Annotated in this window: 19 protein-coding genes; 5 read left to right on the top strand and 14 right to left on the bottom strand. The window is 57.1% G+C overall.

Going from position 1 to position 18,107, the window contains the following annotated elements:
• Positions 1–151 precede the first annotated feature (151 nt).
• Entirely contained in the window at positions 152–2,089 is a 1,938-nt protein-coding gene (locus AB6T85_RS07160; RefSeq protein WP_369895134.1) for a bifunctional 2',3'-cyclic-nucleotide 2'-phosphodiesterase/3'-nucleotidase, read from the top strand.
• Between the two features lie 68 nt (positions 2,090–2,157).
• On the opposite strand, the gene AB6T85_RS07155 is transcribed toward AB6T85_RS07160, so the two are convergent.
• Both AB6T85_RS07155 and bamJ read right to left on the bottom strand, forming a co-directional pair.
• Positions 2,158–2,448, bottom strand: coding sequence for a hypothetical protein (locus AB6T85_RS07155; protein WP_369895133.1), 291 nt, complete (start codon positions 2,446–2,448; stop codon positions 2,158–2,160).
• A gap of 286 nt (positions 2,449–2,734) precedes the next feature.
• Positions 2,735–3,355 (bottom strand): BamJ family beta-barrel-assembly machinery protein, encoded by a 621-nt coding sequence (gene bamJ, locus AB6T85_RS07150; RefSeq protein ID WP_125290327.1) that lies wholly within the window; start codon positions 3,353–3,355, stop codon positions 2,735–2,737.
• Between the two features lie 277 nt (positions 3,356–3,632).
• Here bamJ and AB6T85_RS07145 point away from each other — a divergent pair, with 277 nt between their 5' ends.
• Positions 3,633–4,172 (top strand): OapA family protein, encoded by a 540-nt coding sequence (locus tag AB6T85_RS07145; RefSeq protein ID WP_253455851.1) that lies wholly within the window; start codon positions 3,633–3,635, stop codon positions 4,170–4,172.
• A gap of 117 nt (positions 4,173–4,289) precedes the next feature.
• Here the strand turns inward: AB6T85_RS07145 and rplI are convergent, their stop codons facing one another.
• From rplI to rpsF, 4 genes are read right to left on the bottom strand one after another with little or no spacing between them, the layout of a single operon-like run.
• On the bottom strand, positions 4,290–4,742 hold the full coding sequence (gene rplI / locus AB6T85_RS07140; RefSeq protein WP_125290325.1) for a 50S ribosomal protein L9: 453 nt from the start codon (positions 4,740–4,742) through the stop codon (positions 4,290–4,292).
• A 38-nt stretch (positions 4,743–4,780) separates the two neighbouring features.
• Positions 4,781–5,008: a 30S ribosomal protein S18 gene (gene rpsR / locus AB6T85_RS07135; protein ID WP_000135199.1), complete on the bottom strand. Its 228-nt coding sequence runs from the start codon at positions 5,006–5,008 to the stop codon at positions 4,781–4,783.
• A 4-nt stretch (positions 5,009–5,012) separates the two neighbouring features.
• Positions 5,013–5,330, bottom strand: a complete 318-nt coding sequence (priB, locus tag AB6T85_RS07130; RefSeq protein WP_125290423.1) for a primosomal replication protein N — start codon at positions 5,328–5,330, stop codon at positions 5,013–5,015.
• A 6-nt stretch (positions 5,331–5,336) separates the two neighbouring features.
• Positions 5,337–5,732 carry a 30S ribosomal protein S6 gene (rpsF, locus tag AB6T85_RS07125; RefSeq protein WP_125290324.1) on the bottom strand — a complete coding sequence of 132 codons (396 nt, stop codon included), beginning with the start codon at positions 5,730–5,732 and terminating at the stop codon, positions 5,337–5,339.
• 386 nt (positions 5,733–6,118) lie between these two features.
• Between rpsF and AB6T85_RS07120 the strand changes: the two genes are divergently transcribed.
• Positions 6,119–6,322, top strand: coding sequence for a hypothetical protein (locus AB6T85_RS07120; RefSeq protein ID WP_253455853.1), 204 nt, complete (start codon positions 6,119–6,121; stop codon positions 6,320–6,322).
• 6 nt (positions 6,323–6,328) lie between these two features.
• On the opposite strand, the gene yjfP is transcribed toward AB6T85_RS07120, so the two are convergent.
• Positions 6,329–7,078: an esterase gene (gene yjfP / locus AB6T85_RS07115; protein ID WP_253455855.1), complete on the bottom strand. Its 750-nt coding sequence runs from the start codon at positions 7,076–7,078 to the stop codon at positions 6,329–6,331.
• A gap of 175 nt (positions 7,079–7,253) precedes the next feature.
• On the opposite strand from yjfP, the gene AB6T85_RS07110 reads away from it, so the two are divergent.
• Positions 7,254–9,188 (top strand): methyl-accepting chemotaxis protein, encoded by a 1,935-nt coding sequence (locus AB6T85_RS07110; RefSeq protein ID WP_369895131.1) that lies wholly within the window; start codon positions 7,254–7,256, stop codon positions 9,186–9,188.
• 48 nt (positions 9,189–9,236) lie between these two features.
• The gene (gene bsmA / locus AB6T85_RS07105; protein ID WP_253455860.1) at positions 9,237–9,560 is read left to right on the top strand and encodes a biofilm peroxide resistance protein BsmA; all 324 of its coding nucleotides are present in this window, start codon (positions 9,237–9,239) and stop codon (positions 9,558–9,560) included.
• Here the strand turns inward: bsmA and AB6T85_RS07100 are convergent.
• From AB6T85_RS07100 to AB6T85_RS07070, 7 genes are all read right to left on the bottom strand, one after another.
• The gene (locus tag AB6T85_RS07100; protein ID WP_369895129.1) at positions 9,534–11,141 is read right to left on the bottom strand and encodes an isovaleryl-CoA dehydrogenase; all 1,608 of its coding nucleotides are present in this window, start codon (positions 11,139–11,141) and stop codon (positions 9,534–9,536) included. The genes bsmA and AB6T85_RS07100 overlap by 27 nt on opposite strands.
• A 100-nt stretch (positions 11,142–11,241) precedes the next feature.
• Positions 11,242–11,976: a 23S rRNA (guanosine(2251)-2'-O)-methyltransferase RlmB gene (rlmB, locus tag AB6T85_RS07095; RefSeq protein WP_253455864.1), complete on the bottom strand. Its 735-nt coding sequence runs from the start codon at positions 11,974–11,976 to the stop codon at positions 11,242–11,244.
• A 68-nt stretch (positions 11,977–12,044) separates the two neighbouring features.
• Entirely contained in the window at positions 12,045–14,498 is a 2,454-nt protein-coding gene (gene rnr, locus AB6T85_RS07090) for a ribonuclease R (protein WP_253455866.1), read from the bottom strand.
• Positions 14,499–14,517: 19 nt separating this feature from the next.
• Entirely contained in the window at positions 14,518–14,961 is a 444-nt protein-coding gene (gene nsrR, locus AB6T85_RS07085; RefSeq protein ID WP_253455868.1) for a nitric oxide-sensing transcriptional repressor NsrR, read from the bottom strand.
• Between the two features lie 186 nt (positions 14,962–15,147).
• The gene (locus tag AB6T85_RS07080; RefSeq protein ID WP_253455869.1) at positions 15,148–16,446 is read right to left on the bottom strand and encodes an adenylosuccinate synthase; all 1,299 of its coding nucleotides are present in this window, start codon (positions 16,444–16,446) and stop codon (positions 15,148–15,150) included.
• Positions 16,447–16,577: 131 nt separating this feature from the next.
• Positions 16,578–16,778, bottom strand: coding sequence for a DUF2065 domain-containing protein (locus tag AB6T85_RS07075; protein ID WP_125290314.1), 201 nt, complete (start codon positions 16,776–16,778; stop codon positions 16,578–16,580).
• 86 nt (positions 16,779–16,864) lie between these two features.
• A complete protein-coding gene (locus AB6T85_RS07070) occupies positions 16,865–18,106 on the bottom strand; it encodes an alginate export family protein (protein ID WP_369895126.1) in 1,242 nt (413 codons plus the stop codon).
• Between the last annotated feature and the right edge of the window lies 1 nt (position 18,107).

The following is an 18,107-nucleotide window of genomic DNA, read 5'->3' as shown; positions in this document are numbered from 1 at the left end:
GTTGACCCCGCAACGACCTTAATCGTTCCCGACGGGCCGGGCCATAAGAGATAAATATTTGTAGCTGCTCACATAATTATGAGAAAGAAGGTATTAGTTTCATAAAACTTTGCGACGTTAGGGATTACACAAACGCTATTAAGGAGAAACAATGATTAAGTCCGTTGTGACGCCCGTTGCGCTGCTGGTCAGCTGCGCGCTACATGCTGCCACGGTCGATTTCCGCCTGCTGGAAACCACCGACCTGCACAGCAATATGATGGATTTCGATTACTACAAGGATACCCCAACGGAAAAGTTCGGGCTGGTGCGTACCGCAACGTTAATTGAGGCGGCGCGTAAAGAGGCCGCCAACAGCGTGCTGGTGGATAACGGCGACATTATTCAGGGCAGCCCGCTCGGTGACTATGTGGCGGCCAGGGGCTTACAGCAGGGCGAAATCCATCCCGTTTACAAGGCGCTGAACACGCTGGATTACACGGTAGGCAACCTGGGCAACCATGAATTCAACTATGGCCTGGATTACCTGCAAAAAGCCATCAGCGGCGCGAAATTCCCCTACATCAATGCCAATATCATTGATATCCACAGCGGTAAGCCGCTGTTCACGCCTTTTTTGATTAAGGCGACGGAAGTGACGGATCGCGAGGGCAACAAGCATCAGCTCAAAGTGGGCTACATCGGTTTTGTGCCGCCGCAGATTATGGTGTGGGACAAGAAAAACCTCAGCGGTAAAATTACCGTGGAGGATATTACCGAAACCGCCCGTAAATGGGTGCCGGAGATGCGCCGCCAGGGCGCGGATCTGATCGTGGCTATCCCCCATTCTGGCCTCTCCAGCGAGCCGTGGCACGCGATGGCGGAAAACTCCGTTTACTACCTCAGCCAGGTTCCCGGCATCGACGCCATCCTGTTTGGCCATGCGCACGCCGTTTTCCCCAGCAAAGATTTTGCCGCGATCAAAGGTGCCGATATCGCTAAAGGTACGCTGAACGGGATACCGGCGGTGATGCCGGGCATGTGGGGCGATCATCTGGGCGTGGTCGATCTGGTGCTTAATAACGATGCAGGCCGCTGGCGGGTAAGCGAAGCGACCGCGCAGGCCCGGCCCATTTACGATACGGCGGCGAAAAAATCGCTGGCGGCGGAAGATCCGGCGCTGCTGAAGGTGATGGCGCCCGATCATCACGCCACGCGTGAATTTGTCAGCCAGCCTATCGGAAAATCGGCAGACGTGATGTACAGCTATCTGTCGCTGGTTCAGGACGATCCGACCGTGCAGATTGTGAATAATGCGCAGCGCGATTATGCAGAGCGCTTTATTCAGGGCGATCCGGATCTGGCCAATCTGCCCGTGCTTTCCGCCGCCGCACCGTTCAAAGCCGGCGGCCGTAAAAACGATCCGGCCAGCTATGTGGAAGTGGAAAAAGGCCCGCTGACCTTTCGTAACGCAGCGGATCTTTACCTCTATCCCAATACGCTGGTGGTCGTAAAGGCCAGCGGTAAAGAGGTAAAAGAGTGGCTGGAATGCTCGGCGGGTCAGTTTAACCAGATCGATCCGGCCAGTACTAAACCGCAGCCGCTGATTAACTGGGATTTTCGTACCTATAATTTCGACGTTATTGACGGCGTGAGCTACCGAATCGACGTCACGCAGCCTGCCCGCTACGATGCGGAATGTCAGTTGATTAATGACAAGGCTTCCCGTATCCGCGATTTAACCTTCCAGGGAAAACCAGTCGATCCCGAGGCGACTTTTCTGGTGGCGACCAATAACTATCGCGCCTACGGCGGCAAATTTGCCGGAACCGGCGAGGATCACGTCGCTTTTGCTTCTCCGGATGAAAATCGCGCTGTCGTAGCGGCATACATTACGGCGCAGACCCGGGTGCATGGCGAAGTCAGCCCGCAGGCGGATAATAACTGGCGGCTGGAAAATATTAACGCTAAGGTCCCTCTGAATATCTTTTTTGAGACCTCGCCATCTTCAAAAGCAGCTGAATTTATTAAAAACCATGGCCAATATCCGCTGAAGCAAGCAGGCCAGGACGATATCGGCTTTGCGCTTTACCATATTGGCCTTAACTGACGAATCTTTCATAAAAAAGCCAGCCTGGCATACAAGGCTGGCTTTATTTATTACCAGTGGTAATAAACTTATGCGCCGGTAGAGGATTTCAGGCTATTAATGGAGTCAATACCATATTTGACCAGGCCAACCACGCCCGCACCAATATCGTTAATCGCACCGGAAATGTTTAACTCCAGTATTTTACCAATTCCGCCGCCCAGTTGGGAAACAGCGTCAACGGAAGAAGTTGTTAAGCCACCGGCAGAGGCGCCCTGGTCGATCACAGAACCGATAAGAAAGCCAATACCTTTGCCGATATCAGAAAAAAGCCCGGCGCCTGCAACCGCGGCCATTTCATTGTTGGTCAACTCGCGCATTTATAGTTCTCCTTGATAATAATATCATCAGCATTACTATGGCATTCATTGCCACGTCGAGAACTTATTTCAAAAAAGCGGCGTAGTCAAACCTTCCTTCAGGATCAAAATAATCCAGCAGGGTATTTTCAGAATCGGCTGAATATATTTTCAACGCGTGAGAAAAGGCTATTAGTTAAAGCATCCGCGTTATTTAACGCGTAATAAAATTCATATCAGGCAATATTGAGGAATAACAGGTATCCTGCCGGAACAACAACAATCGTTATCCCGGCAGGATCGGCTGTTACAGAATTTCTAACAGCTCAACTTCAAACACCAGCGTGCTGAATGGCGGAATGGAAGCGCCAGCGCCGCGCTCGCCGTAGGCCAGGTTCTGTGGGATAACCAGCTCCCACTTTGAGCCGACCGGCATCAGGGTCAGCGCTTCGATCCAGCCTGGGATAACGCCGCTGACCGGGAACTCAGCCGGTTCGCCGCGCGCCACGGAGCTGTCAAACACGCTGCCGTCGATCAGTTTGCCGGTATAGTGAACGCGAACGCGATCCTGGCGAGACGGAATAGCGCCGTCGCCCTGCTTGATGACGCTGAACTGCAGGCCGGATTCGGTGCTGCTCACGCCGTCACGCTGACCGTACTCTTCCAGGAATTTCTGGCCTTCGGCGGCCATCGCCTGCTGACGCTCGCGACGAACCACGTCGGCACGCTCGTGCACTTCACGCAGCGCGCGGTGAACAACGTCAACGGGCACAGCCGGGGAGTTCCCTTCCAGCGCGTCGCGCAGGCCAGCCAGCAGCGCTTCTGGCTGCAGCCCCTGCAGCCCGGATTCCAGCAGCTGCTGGCCAACCTGTAAACCGATACCGTAGCTTGCTTGTGCTTCTACGCTGTCTAAAGAAGGGGTAGTCATGGATTTTCCTTTACTGGTAATAAAACTGAGGACGAAGCATAACAGCGCAGGCAACAGGGGTAAAACGCCATCTTCTTCAGGTGACATTTTCAGCGTAAAAGGAAACAATAACGCTGCTCCGCTTACGCTATAAAAGCCGCGCGGAGAGTGCGCTATCAGCTATATTTCAGTAGAGGTTAACATGGGCCATATTGCCCGCAGACGAAGGAAACGCCGGCCGGCTTTGTTAAAGCGGTTTATTTTATTCGCGCGAGGATCGCGCAAGGAGGACGACGCCATGCCCGTCACTAAAGCGTCACCAGCATCGAAGTGGTTCAACTGGCTCTGGCACCTGGCGGATTCCGCGCGCTGGATGGATCCGCTGCCGTCTTTCCACCGTCGCGGCATTATCCTGGCCGGGGCGCTGGTTTTGCTGGCTTTTTTGTGGCCTTCGCCGCGACAGCCGGAGCAGACGGAGCGCCCCGTTAACGTTGAGCGCACCACAACAGACGTGCCGCTACAGGCGGAGCTTAGCGGTCGGGTGGATAACAGCCAGCAGCCTAAAGGCGATGCTCAGGGACAGTGGACAAACTACCAGATTGCCAACGGGCAAACGCTGGCGCAGCTGTTCCGCGACCACAATCTGCCGGTAAATGATGTATTTGCAATGGCCCGCGTGGAGGGCAACGACAAGCCGCTGAGTAATTTGCAGGCCGGTCAGGCGGTCAGGATCCGCCAGAATTCGCACGGCGTGGTGACGGGACTGGCCGTAACTACGGAGCAGGGGGAAATTTTATTTACCCGCCAGCCGGACGGCGCGTTTCTGCAGGTTCATTAGCCAAACAAAAACGCCGACGCGATGTCGGCTTTTTACATTACAAACTTGCTCAGAAAACGCTTTTCACAAACAAAAACGCCGGCACAAGGCCGGCGTTTTTAAGCGGTAGAGAAGCGATTAAGCTTCAGTAACCACGTTTACAGTCAGTTTAGCGAAGACTTCGCTGTGAACCTGGAAGTCCACTTCGTGCTCACCGGTAGTGCGCAGAACGCCGTTCGGCAGGCGAACTTCGCTCTTGGCTACTTCAACGCCGGCTGCAGTTACAGCGTCAGCGATGTCGCGAGTACCGATAGAACCGAACAGTTTACCTTCGTCGCCTGCTTTAGACGCGATGGTAACGGTGCCCAGTGCATTGATTTTCTCAGCGCGAGCGTTAGCAGCGGACAGAACGTCAGCCAGTTTGGCTTCCAGCTCTGCACGGCGTGCTTCGAAGAACTCAACGTTTTTCTTGGTAGCAGGAACAGCTTTGCCCTGTGGTACCAGGAAGTTACGAGCGTAGCCCGCTTTAACGTTTACCTGGTCGCCCAGGGTGCCCAGGTTTGCTACTTTATCAAGCAGAATAACTTGCATTACCTTATCCTCTTAAAGTCGTTAATTGACAACAGCCGTTACTGATGACGATCGGTATACGGCAGCAGAGACAGGTAACGCGCGCGCTTGATAGCACGAGCCAGCTGACGCTGGTATTTAGCGCGAGTACCAGTGATACGGCTTGGTACAATCTTACCGCTTTCAGTAATGTAGTTTTTCAGCGTTGCGATATCTTTATAATCGATCTCTTGAACGCCTTCCGCGGTGAAACGGCAGAACTTGCGACGACGGAAATAACGTGCCATTTGGCTAGTCTCCAGAATCTATCAATTCAATCTGCTCGGCATGCAGCACCGTCTTATTCAGCCCATTGCGCCCTTGATGGCTGCTAATGAAACCTGAAACGGTGACCGGCGTGCCGACCGTTATACTTTGAGTAATGGCCTGATGGGCTTTGCCGCTGATAATCACCGGCATGCGACACCAGGCTTGCCGGGTAAAACCGGCCTCCACCTGCATCGATCTGTGCTCAAGCACGAACTGGCAGTGTGGAATACCTGAGGGGCTTACTTTACGCATCGGCGTCTTGCACACGGTGCCAGACAGCGTCAGCCGATTAGCCTCCACGGTCAATTACTCTTCAGAATCCCCAGCATCTGCTTCATCAGAGGTTTCGTTAGCAAAATCTTCACGACGCTCACGGCGCTCGTCTTTCGCTTTAACCATCGGAGAAGCTTCAGTTACCGCGTGCTTAACGCGCATAACCATGCTGCGGATAACGGCGTCGTTGAAGCGGAAGTTAGTTTCCAGCTCATCGATCGCTTCCTGCGGCGCTTCAACGTTCAGCAGAACGTAGTGAGCTTTGTGCAGTTTGTTGATCGGGTAAGCCAGCTGACGGCGGCCCCAGTCTTCCAGGCGGTGGATCGTACCTTCTGCACCAGTGATGGTCGCAGAGTAGCGCTCGATCATGCCAGGAACCTGTTCGCTCTGGTCAGGGTGAACCATAAATACGATTTCGTAATGACGCATCGAATTTGCTCCTTACGGATTATTCAGCCTCCTGTCGGGGTCAACCGCGGCCCATGGAAGCAAGGAACGTTATAAGCCGTGACCTGACAACTATCGGGTCACAACCTGAGAATGCGGCTGAAAAATTGACGCGTAATCATACTGGCGGCGGGGGGGAAACTCAAGGTAAAGTCGCGGCCTGATGTAAATTATTTGTCAGCCTGAGCCAGGCTGCGGTGGGAAGCGAAAGGGATCAGGCAATTAGCCTGTTTTTTCGCCCCTAAAGCGCGACGGTAAAAAGCAAGAATTACTAATACACTTTATCGCGAACGGCGCTAAACTTACAGGGTGAAGACAAGACCCTGACGCCCGGCGTCAGATTTGTTACCTGATTGTGGAGTTGAATCATGAAAACCATCGCAATCGCCACCTTACTCGGACTCGCCCTTTCCACCCCCGCCCTTGCCGATACCGACTGTGGGCAGAGCGTAGCCAGCCAGGCGGCGAACAGCTACGTCTATGTAAACCGTATCGATTCGCCAACGGGACAGATGACGGACAAGCCTTTGGTGACGATCCCCGCTGCGCAACGACTGGCGCAGCAGCTGTGATCCCGTCTACAAATGACGTTTGAAAAATGCTGTCGTGGCTTCCAGCGCCGACGGCGTGATGCGATGCCCGATGCCCTGCTCCGTGAGAAACGTCAGCCCGGCATCGAGCTTCGCTTCTCTTAACGCTTTTTCCAGCCGCACGCTCTCTGCCACCGGTACCATCTCATCCGCTTCACCATGCCAAATCAGCAGCGGCCGATCGGCAATTTTCTCCAGCTGCCGACTGATATCATAATCCGCCAGCGGCGCCATTCGCTGAGCAAAAGCCTGCGCCTGCTCGGGCGTATGCACGGCCAGCGGCGGAAACAGCGTGTGGGACAGCGACATATAATAGCCCGACCCCATCAGGCAGGCGACGCTGGTAAAACAGGGGTAGCGCGCCATCGCGCCCAGCGCGGTCATGCCGCCCATTGAGGCACCCGCCGCCGCAAGGCGCGTACCCTCAATCAAATTCTGCTGCCGCAGCGAGGCTATAAGCTGCGGTACTTCATCAATATTGCTTTTCAGGATTTCCCAGAAGTGGGACAGGCGATATTCGCTATCGCCGTTATAGCGCGCGCCGTGCATATCCGCGTCGGGCAGGATCACGCGAAAGCCCGCCAGCGCCAGCGCCACGCCGAAATAGCTATAGACCTCTTTCGACGAGGTAAACCCGTGATAAAAAAGGATAGTAGGCAGCGGCTCGTCTCTTTTGCCTGTCGGCGCGGCGTGCAGGCATTCAATCCCCGCAAAAAATTCCGTACTGACTTCAATCATCACTTTCCCCTTAAGTCGTTGCGCTACAGGCTACAAATACAAATAGCCAGCTAATCATGCTGTTATTTGAGTTTATTGCTTATTTAATTGATCTGCATGCTGAAGCGCTCACTAAATATTTTCTTTTTCCAGCCGTTAACCGTTATGACCCCCCTCTTTTAATACAGGCTATTTTATGAAATTTCTCGCATTTGGGCGCTGGAGCCTCGGCGTTAAGCTGTCGGTAATAACCTCGCTAAGCGTAGCCGCATTATTTTTAGTTTTAACGCTGGCGCTGACCAATAACGCGTCGAATCAAATGCAGGCGTTAACGCTGGAAAATATGGAAAACCAGGTCGACGGCATCGGCGATATGGCCACCATGTTCAACAGCACGCTGAGGGAAGAAGTTGCTAACTATACCGCGCTTTTTCAAAGCTTTTTGCCGAAGCAGTTCTCCATCGATCCTGGCGAACGCGTAACGATTGGTGCCGAACAGGCGCCAGTCCTGCGTGCGGGGCTAAAAACGCTGAATCTGGACGAAAGCCTGGTGGATGATTTTCTGGCGCGCACCGGCGCTATCTCGACCGTTTTCGTGCGTACCGGCGACGATTTCCTGCGCGTGTCGACCTCGCTACGCAAAGAGAATGGCGAGCGTGCTATCGGCACCCGGCTGGATCGCGCCAGCCCGGCCTGGAAAATGGCGCAGCAGGGCCAGATCTTCCAGGGCGTCGCCATGCTGTTTGGCAAACGCTATATCACGCAGTATCAGCCGGTAAAAGACGCCAGCGGACAGGTGGTCGGCATTCTGTTTGTCGGCGTGGATATTACCAAACAGTACGCGTTGATTAGAGAAAAAGTGCTGGTGAAAAAGCTGGGCGAAAGCGGTCACTTCTCCGTGCTGAGCGATGCCGCAGGCAAAACACGCGGCCAGTATGTCTTCCATCCTGAACGCGAAGGCCAGCTGCCGGCCTGGCCGGAAGCCACCCGCCAGCTGCTGCTGAGCCAGACTTCTGGCAAGGTGGAAGTCAAAGACGCCAACGGCGAAACGCAGATCATGGCCTGGCATCATCTGCCAGACTGGCACTGGATAATTCTGGGCGAAGTCAATAAAGCCAGCCTGCTGGCGCCGATCCAACATACCCGCAATCTGTTCCTGACGCTGGGCGCCGCGCTGGTTGCGCTGTTCGCGCTGGGCTTTATCACCACCACGCATCGTTGGATAAGCAGGCCGCTACAGCAGGTCATCGAGCTGGCCGAGCACTACTCTGCCGGTAATTTGCAGGCCACGCTGGAAACCCGGCGCCATGATGAAGTGGGCAAGCTGATCGTCGCAATCAACGGTATCGGCGACGGGCTGGATCGTATCGTTTCTCAGGTGCGTGAAGCCGCTCAGGAGATCAGCAGCGGAACGGATGCTATCGCCTCCAGCAGCGAAAACATCAGCGAGCAGATCACGCGTCAGGCGGCCAGCGTGGAAGAAACCTCGGCCAGCATGGAGCAGCTGAGCGCTACCGTGGCGCAAAACGCCGCTAACGTTTCCCAGGCGTTGACGCTGGTAGGCGAAGCGGCGGCGGCGGTCGGTAAAGGCGGCGAAACGGTGACGCGTTCCGTGACGACCATGACCGATATCAAGAGCGCTTCGCAGAGCATTGCCGATATTACTCAGGTGATTGAATCTATTGCTTTCCAGACCAATATCCTGGCGCTGAACGCCGCAGTGGAAGCGGCGCGCGCGGGCGAGCACGGTAAAGGCTTTGCGGTGGTGGCGGCGGAAGTCCGCGCGCTGGCGCAGCGCAGCGCCACGGCGGCCAAAGAGATTGACGGCCTGATTGAAAACTCGCTCAGCAAAGTGGTACAGGGCCACAATCTGTCCGAGCAGACGCGCCAGTCAATGGAGGATATCGTTGGCCGTATCGAGCAGGTGAAAGTGCTGATGAGCGAAATCAACATTGCGTCTAAAGAGCAGTCGGCGGGCATTGGCCAGGTCAATATTGCCATGAACCAGATTGGCCAGGCGACGCACGAAAGCACCGAGCTGGTCGCCACCTCAGAGCTGACCGCGCAAGAGCTGAGCCGCAAAGGCCATCACCTGACCGCTCTGGTGCAGGTTTTCCGCGTCAAGGCATAAAGCATCGGGATAGCTTACACTTCAGGCAGTCCATCAAGAGGAGTGCTTATGTCCAGGTTATCCCTGTTTTTCGTGCTGCTGCTTACGGGCTGTAGCCTGACCCAAACCACGCCGCAGCCGCCCCCGCCGGTACAGGCGCAGGCGCAGGAGATCACGCGCGCGCAGAGCACGACGCTGACGCGGCTCGGCACCGTCAGCGTGTCGGTACGCGGCTCGCCAGATGATGCCGCGCGGGCTATTGCCGCTAAAGCCAACGAGGCGGGCGCGAAGTATTACGTCATCCAGATGGTCAGCGAAACGGTCATGCCGGGCCGCTGGTATTCAACGGCGGTGCTTTATGGGCCGTCAGCTAATGCCGGTGGCGCGCAGTAGCAAACGCTGACAGACTTTTTCCGACAGCGGCGCCGGCCCGCGCAGCTGTCGGCACCAGGCGTCGGCTATGCAGGGTTCCAGCTGCCTCATGACCTGCACGCCGCAGGCCAGGTTGAACAGGCTTTCGCAGATTGCACGCGCCTGGGCTTCCTGCGGATGGCGCAGCAGCAGCTTTAACTGGCGCCAGGCACCGTCGAAGTAGCGGCTTTGCCCTTTCACCGCCTCAAACTCTCTGGCCAGCAGCTCCATGGCGGCTGGCTGCTTACTCAGCACGCGCAATACGTCCAGGCACATCACGTTACCGGCACCTTCCCAGATGCTGTTAACCGGCATTTCACGATAGAGCCTCGGCAGCTCGCTCTCCTCGCAGTAGCCGATACCGCCCAGCATTTCCATCGCCTCCGCGACAAAGCTGATGCCGCGTCTGCACACCACGTATTTCGCCGCAGGCGTAAACAGTCGGCTGAAGAGTTTGCCCGCTTCACCGCTTTCCGCCGACCACGCGCCGGCCAGCCGCAGCAGCATCGCCGTCTGCCCTTCCAGCAGCAGGGCCTGCGAGCAGAGCTGCTGACGCATCAGCGGCTGATCGACCAGGCTTTTGCCCTGCACCTGACGCTGATGGCAATGATAAAGCGCAATGGAAAACGCGCGGCGCATCATCGCATGGCTCGCCAGCGCGCAGTCAAAACGGGTATAGCCGCCCATTTTTAAAATCTGCCGGACGCCTTCGCCCTCTTCGCCAATCAGCCAGCCGCTGGCCGCAAAGAACTCCGCTTCGCTGCTGGCATTGGACCGATTGCCCAGCTTGTCCTTCAGCCGCTCCAGATGCACGGCATTACGGCTGCCGTCCGGCAGCAGGCGCGGCAGGAAAAAGCAGGAAAGCCCGCCTTTGGCCTGCGCCAGCACCAGATGCGCATCGCTTTGCGGCACTGAAAAAAACCATTTATGGCCGGTGAGCCGGTATTCGCCGTTGCCCACGGGTTCGGCGCGTGTGGTGTTGCTCAGCACATCGGTGCCGCCCTGTTTTTCAGTCATGCCCATGCCGATAAGCAGCCCGCGCTTGTGCTCGCCCGGCTGCAAATGCGGATCGTAACGGTCGGAAAGCAGCGGCGTAAGCCAGCCGCGAAAAGGCGCAGGCAGATGGGATTTCAGCAGCGGAATAGCGCCGAAAGTCATGGTGACAGGGCAAAGCGTGCCCGCTTCCACCTGGGCGTGCAGGATAAAGCGGGCGGCCCGCGCGACAAAGGCTGCGGGCGGCGCATTCTCCTGCCACGGCAGGTTATGCACGCGGTTGCTGCACAGCCCCTGCATCAGCAGATGCCAGGCGGGATGAAAGCGCAGATCGTCCAGCCGTTCGCCTACAGCATCGTAGCGCAGCAGCTCCGGCGGATAGCTGTTGGCCAGCCTGCCCAGCTCTGACGACTCGGCGCTGCCCAGCTGCTGCCCGACGGACGCCAGCAGATCGCAGTCCCAGCCCGCGCCTTCGCGCAGCACGGCCTCGCGCAGCGGCGTATCGGAAAGAAAAAGATTGCTGTTGGTCAGCGGACGGGGCTGATTAAAGACGTGGTGGGTACGGTTCATCCTGACCTCCTTCTGTAGGCACACACTCAGTATGCAAAAGAGGACGGCGCAGGCGAGGAGCAGAGAGGGATTTCGGGGCGCGGATCACGCCCCGGCGTGATTATTTCGCGCGCTGACGCACGGCCTCAAACAGGCAGATGCCGGTAGCGACCGATACGTTCAGCGAGGAAACGCTGCCAGCCATAGGAATGCTGATTAGCTCGTCGCAGTGTTCACGGGTCAGACGACGCATGCCTTCGCCTTCCGCGCCCATCACCAGCGCCATCGGGCCGGTCATTTTGCTCTGGTACAGCGTATGATCGGCTTCACCCGCCGTGCCGACGATCCAGACGTTGGCTTCCTGGAGCATACGCATCGTGCGCGCCAGGTTGGTGACGCGGATCAGCGGGACGTTTTCCGCCGCGCCGCTGGCCACTTTTTTCGCCGTGGCGTTCAGCTGAGCGGAGCGATCTTTCGGCACGATCACCGCATGAACGCCAGCCGCATCGGCGCTGCGCAGGCAGGCGCCCAGGTTATGCGGATCGGTTACGCCGTCCAGGATCAGCAGGAAAGGTTTCTCCAGCTTTTCCAGCAGATCCGGCAGATCGTTTTCCTGATACTGGCGGCCGGCTTTGACGCGCGCCACGATCCCCTGATGCACGCCGCCCTCGACCTGGCTGTCCAGCCACTGACGGCTGGCGACCTGGATCACGATGCCCTGCGCTTCCAGCGCCTTCACTACCGGCTGCAGACGGCGATCGTCACGGCCTTTAAGGATAAACACTTCCTGAAAGCGCTGCGGATCGCTGTCAAGCAGCGCCTGCACGGCATGGAGTCCAAAAACTATTTCACTCATTCACTGTTACTCAACTGGTCGTTACATGCCGCATCCGGGATGCGGCGAGGTTATGCGTCTGCCTGCCTTCAGGATGCGGGCGTATCGGTCTTTTTCGCGGCGCGTTTGGAACGCGTCGCGGCGGCGATTTTACGGCTTTTATCCGACGGCTTGCGCGGTTTTTTCTCGCTTTTCGCGCCGTCTGCCGCACCGGCCTTGCTTTTGCCGTTGCGGAAGGCGCTGTCCGGCTCGAAGTTCACCTTTTTGCCCTGGTCGCGACGGCGTTTGCCGCTGTGCTGGGCGGCGGGTTTCTTCGCCCGATCGCGCTCGGTTTTGCCTTCGCCACGCGGTTTGCGCGCGCTTGAAATCAGCGCGAAGTCAATTTTGCGCTCGTCCATATGTACCGCGTCCACGCGCACTTCAACCGTATCACCCAGGCGATAGGATTTGCCGCCGGACTCGCCAACCAGGCGCTGCCCGATGGCGTCAAAGCGGTAGTAGTCGTTGTCCAGCGTGGAAACATGCACCAGCCCGTCGATAAACAGATCGTTTAAGCGGACGAAGAAGCCGAAGCCGGTAACGCTGGAGATCACGCCGGTAAAGGTTTCGCCCACCTGATCCTGCATAAAGTCGCACTTCAGCCAGTCGGCTACGTCACGCGTCGCTTCGTCCGCACGGCGTTCGGTCATTGAGCAGTGCTGACCAAATTGCAGCATCTGCTGCATTTCATAGTGATAGCCACCGGTCGGCGTGGTGTTGCCCTGCAGCGTGTTGTTCTCTTTCGCCAGCAGGTATTTGATGGCGCGATGCAGCAGCAGATCGGGATAACGACGGATTGGCGACGTGAAGTGCGCATAGGACGCCAGCGCCAGGCCGAAGTGGCCACGGTTTTCCGGGTCGTACACCGCCTGCTTCATCGAGCGCAGCAGCATGGTTTGCAGCATTTCGGCATCGGGACGCGAAGAGATCTGCGTCAGCAGCTCGGCGTAATCCAGCGGATGCGGCTTGTTGCCGCCGCCCAGCGTCAGGCCCAGCTCGTTCAGCACGGAACGGAAGCTTTTGATGTTTTCTTCACTTGGACGATCGTGATCGCGGAACAGCGCCGGCTCGTGGTTTTTCTCCACAAAGCGCGCTGAAGCGATGTTCGCCAGGATCATGCACTCTTCAATCAGCTTGTGGGCGTCGTTGCGCGCCACCTGCTCAACGCGCTCGATACGGCGATCGGCGTTGAAGATAAATTTGGCTTCGTCGGTTTCAAAGGAGATACCGCCGCGCTGCTCGCGCGCTTTTTCCAGCACCAGATACATGCGGTGCAGCTCTTCCAGATCCTTCACCAGCGGCTGGTACTGTTCGCGCAGCTCCTGATTGCCCTGCAGGATGCTCCAGACCTTGTTATAGGTCAGGCGCGCCCAGGAGTTCATGACCGCTTCGTAATGCTTGTAGCCGGTCAGCTTGCCGGTGGCGGAGATGGTCATTTCACAGACCATACAGAGGCGATCCACCTGCGGGTTCAGCGAGCAAAGCCCGTTGGACAGCACTTCCGGCAGCATTGGTACCACCTGCGACGGGAAATAGACCGAGGTGCCGCGGTTAACCGCTTCGTCATCCAGCGGCGTGCCCGGACGAACGTAATAGCTGACGTCGGCGATAGCTACCCATAAGCGCCAGCCGCCGCCGCGTTTTCTTTCGCAGAAGACGGCGTCATCAAAGTCGCGGGCGTCTTCGCCGTCAATGGTGACCAGCGGCAGATCGCGCAGATCTACGCGGCCCGCTTTGGCTTCTTCCGGCACTTCTTCCTTCAGCTGGGCGATCTGGCGCTCCAGCGCTTCCGGCCAGACGTGAGGAATATCGTGGGTACGCAGCGCCATTTCGACGGCCATGCCGGTACCCATATTGTCGCCGAGCACTTCCACCACTTTACCGATAGCCTTGCTGCGACGGGTAGGACGCTGCATCAGCTCCACCACCACCACATAGCCCATACGGGCGTTCATCAGCTCTTCCGGCGGGATCAGGATATCAAAGCTCAGTCGGCTGTCGTCCGGCACCACAAAGCCGACGCCGGCTTCGGTAAAGTAGCGGCCAACAATCTGGTTATTACGCGGCTCCAGCACGCGCACTACGCGCGCTTCACGGCGGCCTTTGCGATCGGCGCCCATTGCCTGGGCCAGGATCACATCGCCGTGCATACACATCTTCATCTGCTCGGCAGAGAGATAAAGATCGTCTTTGCTGCCCTCGGCACGCAAAAAGCCAAAGCCGTCGCGATGGCCGATAACCTTGCCGCGCAGCAGATCGAGACGCTCCGGCAGCGCATAGCACTGGCGACGAGTGAACACTAACTGTCCGTCGCGCTCCATCGCGCGCAGGCGGCGGCGCAGCGCTTCGGTTTGCTCTTCGCCAGAGATAGAAAGTTCATCCGCCAGCTCTTCACGGCTGGCGGGCTTTTCGCGTTTATCTAAATGGGAAAGGATAAATTCGCGGCTGGGAATGGGGTTCTCATATTTTTCAGCTTCCCGTTCCTTAAATGGATCTTTTGACATAGCGGTTCCTCCGTTGTCATCAGCTGCGGAAAGAGGGTTGCTCAATTCGCAGCAATTGGTAGAGCGGATGGTTGTCGGTAACCAAATCGGCCAGCGTGTAGCCGTCCAGCACGGCGAGAAAACACTGTACGGCCTCGTGCAGCGCCGTTTTCAGGCGGCAGGCCGGGGTGATGTGGCAAAAGTCACTGTGGCAGTTCACCAGCTGGAGCGGCTCCATATCGCGGACGACCTGGCCTATCACGATCTCGCTGGCCGGTTTACCCAACCGGATGCCGCCGTTTTTGCCCCGTACCGCAGCGACATAGCCTGCCCGACTCAGCTGATTGATAATCTTAACCATATGATTACGCGAGACGCCGTAAGCCCCGGTGACTTCCGTGATGCTGGTCATCCTGCCTGCGGGCAGCGCGGCCAGAAAAATCAGCGCGCGTAAACCATAATCAGTGAAACTTGTTAGCTGCACGGTTACCTCAACGGCACGGCGCTAAACGCGCCAGCAATCCGCTCAAAAATGAGTGTGTTGTCAATGATGATAAACCAGCCTTCGCATTCGAGGCCATTTTATTTCAGTAAGCGCTGATAAAGAGAGGGCGGGACGAGAGAGCGGGAGAGGAAATCAGGCCGGATATTGTCCGGCCTGGCTAACATCTTATGCGTCAAAAGGGTCACGCAGGATCATCGTCTCGCTACGGTCAGGACCGGTAGAGATGATGTCTACCGGCACGCCGGTCACTTCTTCAACGCGCTTGATATAGTTGCGCGCCGCCTGCGGCAGGCCTTCCAGCGTTTTCACGCCAAAGGTGGTTTCGCTCCAGCCCGGCAGGGTTTCATAAATCGGCTCAATGCCTTCCCAGCCTTCTGCTGCCAGCGGCGTGGTGGTCACTTCGCGGCCGTCCGGCATACGGTAAGCGACGCAGATTTTAACTTCTTTCAGGCCATCCAGCACGTCCAGCTTGGTCATGCAGAAACCAGACAGCGAGTTGATCTGCACCGCGCGACGCACGGCAACCGCATCCAGCCAGCCGGTACGACGACGGCGGCCGGTAGTGGCGCCGAACTCGTTACCCTGCTTGCACAGGAATTCGCCGGTTTCGTCGAACAGCTCGGTCGGGAACGGGCCTGCACCAACGCGGGTGGAATAGGCTTTTACGATGCCCAGCACGTAATCCACATAGCGTGGGCCCAGACCGGAACCTGTCGCTACGCCGCCTGCGGTGGTGTTAGAAGAAGTTACGTACGGATAGGTGCCGTGATCGATATCCAGCAGCGTGCCCTGCGCGCCTTCAAACATGATCAGGTCACCGTTTTTACGCGCGCCGTCCAGCAGTTCGGAAACGTCCACCACCATGCCGGTCAGGATATCGGCAATGGCCATGATATCGTTCAGCACTTTGTCGTAGTCGACCGCTTCTTCTTTGTAGTAGTTCACCAGCTGGAAGTTATGGTACTCCATCACTTCTTTCAGCTTGGCCGCAAAGGTTTCTTTATTGAAAAGGTCGCCAACGCGCAGACCGCGACGGGCAACTTTGTCTTCATAGGCTGGGCCGATGCCGCGACCGGTGGTGCCGATCGCTTTGGCACCGCGCGCTTTTTCACGCGCCACGTCCAGCGCGACGTGATATTCCAGGATCAGCGGACAGGCTTCGGAGATAAACAGGCGGTCGCGTACCGGAAAGCCGCGATCTTCCAGACCCTTCATCTCTTTCATCAGCGCGGCCGGTGAAAGCACCACACCGTTGCCGATGATGCTGGTTACGTTTTCACGCAGAATACCAGAGGGAATTAAATGGAGGACGGTTTTTTCACCGTTGATGACCAGCGTGTGGCCCGCGTTATGACCACCCTGATAGCGAACCACGTATTTCGCACGTTCGGTCAGCAGGTCAACAATCTTTCCTTTACCTTCGTCACCCCATTGGGTGCCCAGTACGACGACGTTCTTACCCATTTCTAAAATCACCGATTGCTTAAAAATGGATTCTACCACCGTAAAACACGTCTTTCAGCTCTTTTAGCACACGTTTGCGTACTTTTTTACCCGTCGCGCGGTCCGGTGCCGACGGGCGCTTTTTCGTACCGTTATCCGCCGCCGTGGACGCTGACGCTATACCAGATCACCAGGCCCGCGACCACCAGCCCGCCGCCGAAACGACGCAGTAATCGGTCGGGAACCTGCGCCATCGTGAGGATCAAACGCCGCCAGATACGCGGCAGCAGCATCGGGCCAATCCCTTCTAAAATCAGCACTAATGCCAGCGCTAACCAAACATTTGCATTCATAAATGACGATCCGGAAAAAAGAGCCGTAGTATGCCACGGCTTTTTACCGGTTTGGCCGGGAAAATGAAAGAAATCATGTTAAAGCGCTAAAACTGTATTCCCGCTTTCAGCCACCACGAGCTGGCGCTGCTGGCGTGCTCGCTGCGTTGCCCTGAACCGTTATAAAAGCGGGACGAAGGCGCAAACCAGGCGGCGCTGGCCTCTATTCGGATATGCGGCGACGCTCGCCAGCCCGCCACGATATCCAGCGCCGATCCCAGCTTTTTCGTACTCAGACGATCGTATTTAGCCTGCAGCGCCGTACTGTTTTTGACCTGCTGGCCCAGGCGATCCTGACGGTAGTAATGGCCGATAACATCAAGCGAAAGACGGTCAGTGATATTCACACCCACGCCTGCGGTGAGGATATGGATATTGCTCAGTTCAGGATCGAGCGTGTCGCCATAGATTTTATATTTCGCCAGGCCGCCGAACCGGGCCTCGTTCCCCTGTAATCCGGTCTGTCGATAGCGCCTGGAAATGTTATCGCCATCGCGGTCGCCGCTGCCCCAGGCGTAGCCCAGCGTCAGCCGGGGACGTAACGCTATCTGTTTAAAGGTCAGCGTGACGCCGCCGTCCAGCGCATAGCCCCGCAGCGCCTGCCGCGCTTTTTGCCCGCGTACCGCGCCGATATCCAGCCAGTGGCTGACCGGTGCCTGCGGAGGCGACCAGGATCGCAGCCCCATGTTGAGCTGCCTGTCGCCTTCTGCGGCGCGATTATACTGCCAGAAGCTATAGCCGCCGACTCGCCACTGTGGGTTGATCCCGTAACGAGAAAACAGCATCAGCAGCGTGGTCTTATCGCCGCGCGTGTGGCTATCCAGCAGGTTTCGCTGCCAGTAATTGACGCGTCCCACGCCTACTGCCGTTTTTAGCGCATCGCCAAAGCGCGCATGGACGCCATCCACGTTTTCATCAACCAGCCATTCCCGCTCGTCGCGCAGCAGCCAGCGCCCCAGCCGCAGTTCGGTTTCCGGCAGCAGCAGGTTATCAACACGCAGCCAGAGCTGGTTGAAGTTCAGCGTATCGGTGGTATTGCCGCCGCTTCCCGTCTGGCGCTTTCGTTTCTGGATCAGCTCCAGCTCGCTGAAAAAAGAGACCGGCTCGTCTTTAAATCCCCGCACGTTCAGCCGCAGCGTCGGCTCGGTTTCTGTTTGATTGCTGCGATCTTCGCCATATCTGAGCTTGCTGTTCTGCAGCGTTTTCGCCTCGTAAATCGCCCGCCATTGAAAGCTGACCGGCTCTGCCTGCGCCTCGACCGGGTAAAAATGCGGCAATACTATAAGCACA

Source organism: Erwinia aeris (assembly GCF_041224955.1).
Lineage (GTDB): Bacteria > Pseudomonadota > Gammaproteobacteria > Enterobacterales > Enterobacteriaceae > Erwinia > Erwinia aeris.
This window is presented reverse-complemented; position numbering and strand designations above follow the sequence as displayed.

What these genes read in the sequence shown, in the direction of transcription:
- AB6T85_RS07160 (WP_369895134.1), top strand. Translation starts at nt 152, where the DNA reads ATGATTAAGTCCGTTGTGACGCCCGTTGCGCTGCTGGTCAGCTGCGCG.
- AB6T85_RS07155 (WP_369895133.1), bottom strand. Translation starts at nt 2,448, where the DNA reads ATGCGCGAGTTGACCAACAATGAAATGGCCGCGGTTGCAGGCGCCGGG.
- bamJ (WP_125290327.1), bottom strand. Translation starts at nt 3,355, where the DNA reads ATGACTACCCCTTCTTTAGACAGCGTAGAAGCACAAGCAAGCTACGGT.
- AB6T85_RS07145 (WP_253455851.1), top strand. Translation starts at nt 3,633, where the DNA reads ATGCCCGTCACTAAAGCGTCACCAGCATCGAAGTGGTTCAACTGGCTC.
- rplI (WP_125290325.1), bottom strand. Translation starts at nt 4,742, where the DNA reads ATGCAAGTTATTCTGCTTGATAAAGTAGCAAACCTGGGCACCCTGGGC.
- rpsR (WP_000135199.1), bottom strand. Translation starts at nt 5,008, where the DNA reads ATGGCACGTTATTTCCGTCGTCGCAAGTTCTGCCGTTTCACCGCGGAA.
- rpsF (WP_125290324.1), bottom strand. Translation starts at nt 5,732, where the DNA reads ATGCGTCATTACGAAATCGTATTTATGGTTCACCCTGACCAGAGCGAA.
- AB6T85_RS07120 (WP_253455853.1), top strand. Translation starts at nt 6,119, where the DNA reads ATGAAAACCATCGCAATCGCCACCTTACTCGGACTCGCCCTTTCCACC.
- yjfP (WP_253455855.1), bottom strand. Translation starts at nt 7,078, where the DNA reads ATGATTGAAGTCAGTACGGAATTTTTTGCGGGGATTGAATGCCTGCAC.
- AB6T85_RS07110 (WP_369895131.1), top strand. Translation starts at nt 7,254, where the DNA reads ATGAAATTTCTCGCATTTGGGCGCTGGAGCCTCGGCGTTAAGCTGTCG.
- bsmA (WP_253455860.1), top strand. Translation starts at nt 9,237, where the DNA reads ATGTCCAGGTTATCCCTGTTTTTCGTGCTGCTGCTTACGGGCTGTAGC.
- AB6T85_RS07100 (WP_369895129.1), bottom strand. Translation starts at nt 11,141, where the DNA reads ATGAACCGTACCCACCACGTCTTTAATCAGCCCCGTCCGCTGACCAAC.
- rlmB (WP_253455864.1), bottom strand. Translation starts at nt 11,976, where the DNA reads ATGAGTGAAATAGTTTTTGGACTCCATGCCGTGCAGGCGCTGCTTGAC.
- rnr (WP_253455866.1), bottom strand. Translation starts at nt 14,498, where the DNA reads ATGTCAAAAGATCCATTTAAGGAACGGGAAGCTGAAAAATATGAGAAC.
- AB6T85_RS07080 (WP_253455869.1), bottom strand. Translation starts at nt 16,446, where the DNA reads ATGGGTAAGAACGTCGTCGTACTGGGCACCCAATGGGGTGACGAAGGT.
- AB6T85_RS07075 (WP_125290314.1), bottom strand. Translation starts at nt 16,778, where the DNA reads ATGAATGCAAATGTTTGGTTAGCGCTGGCATTAGTGCTGATTTTAGAA.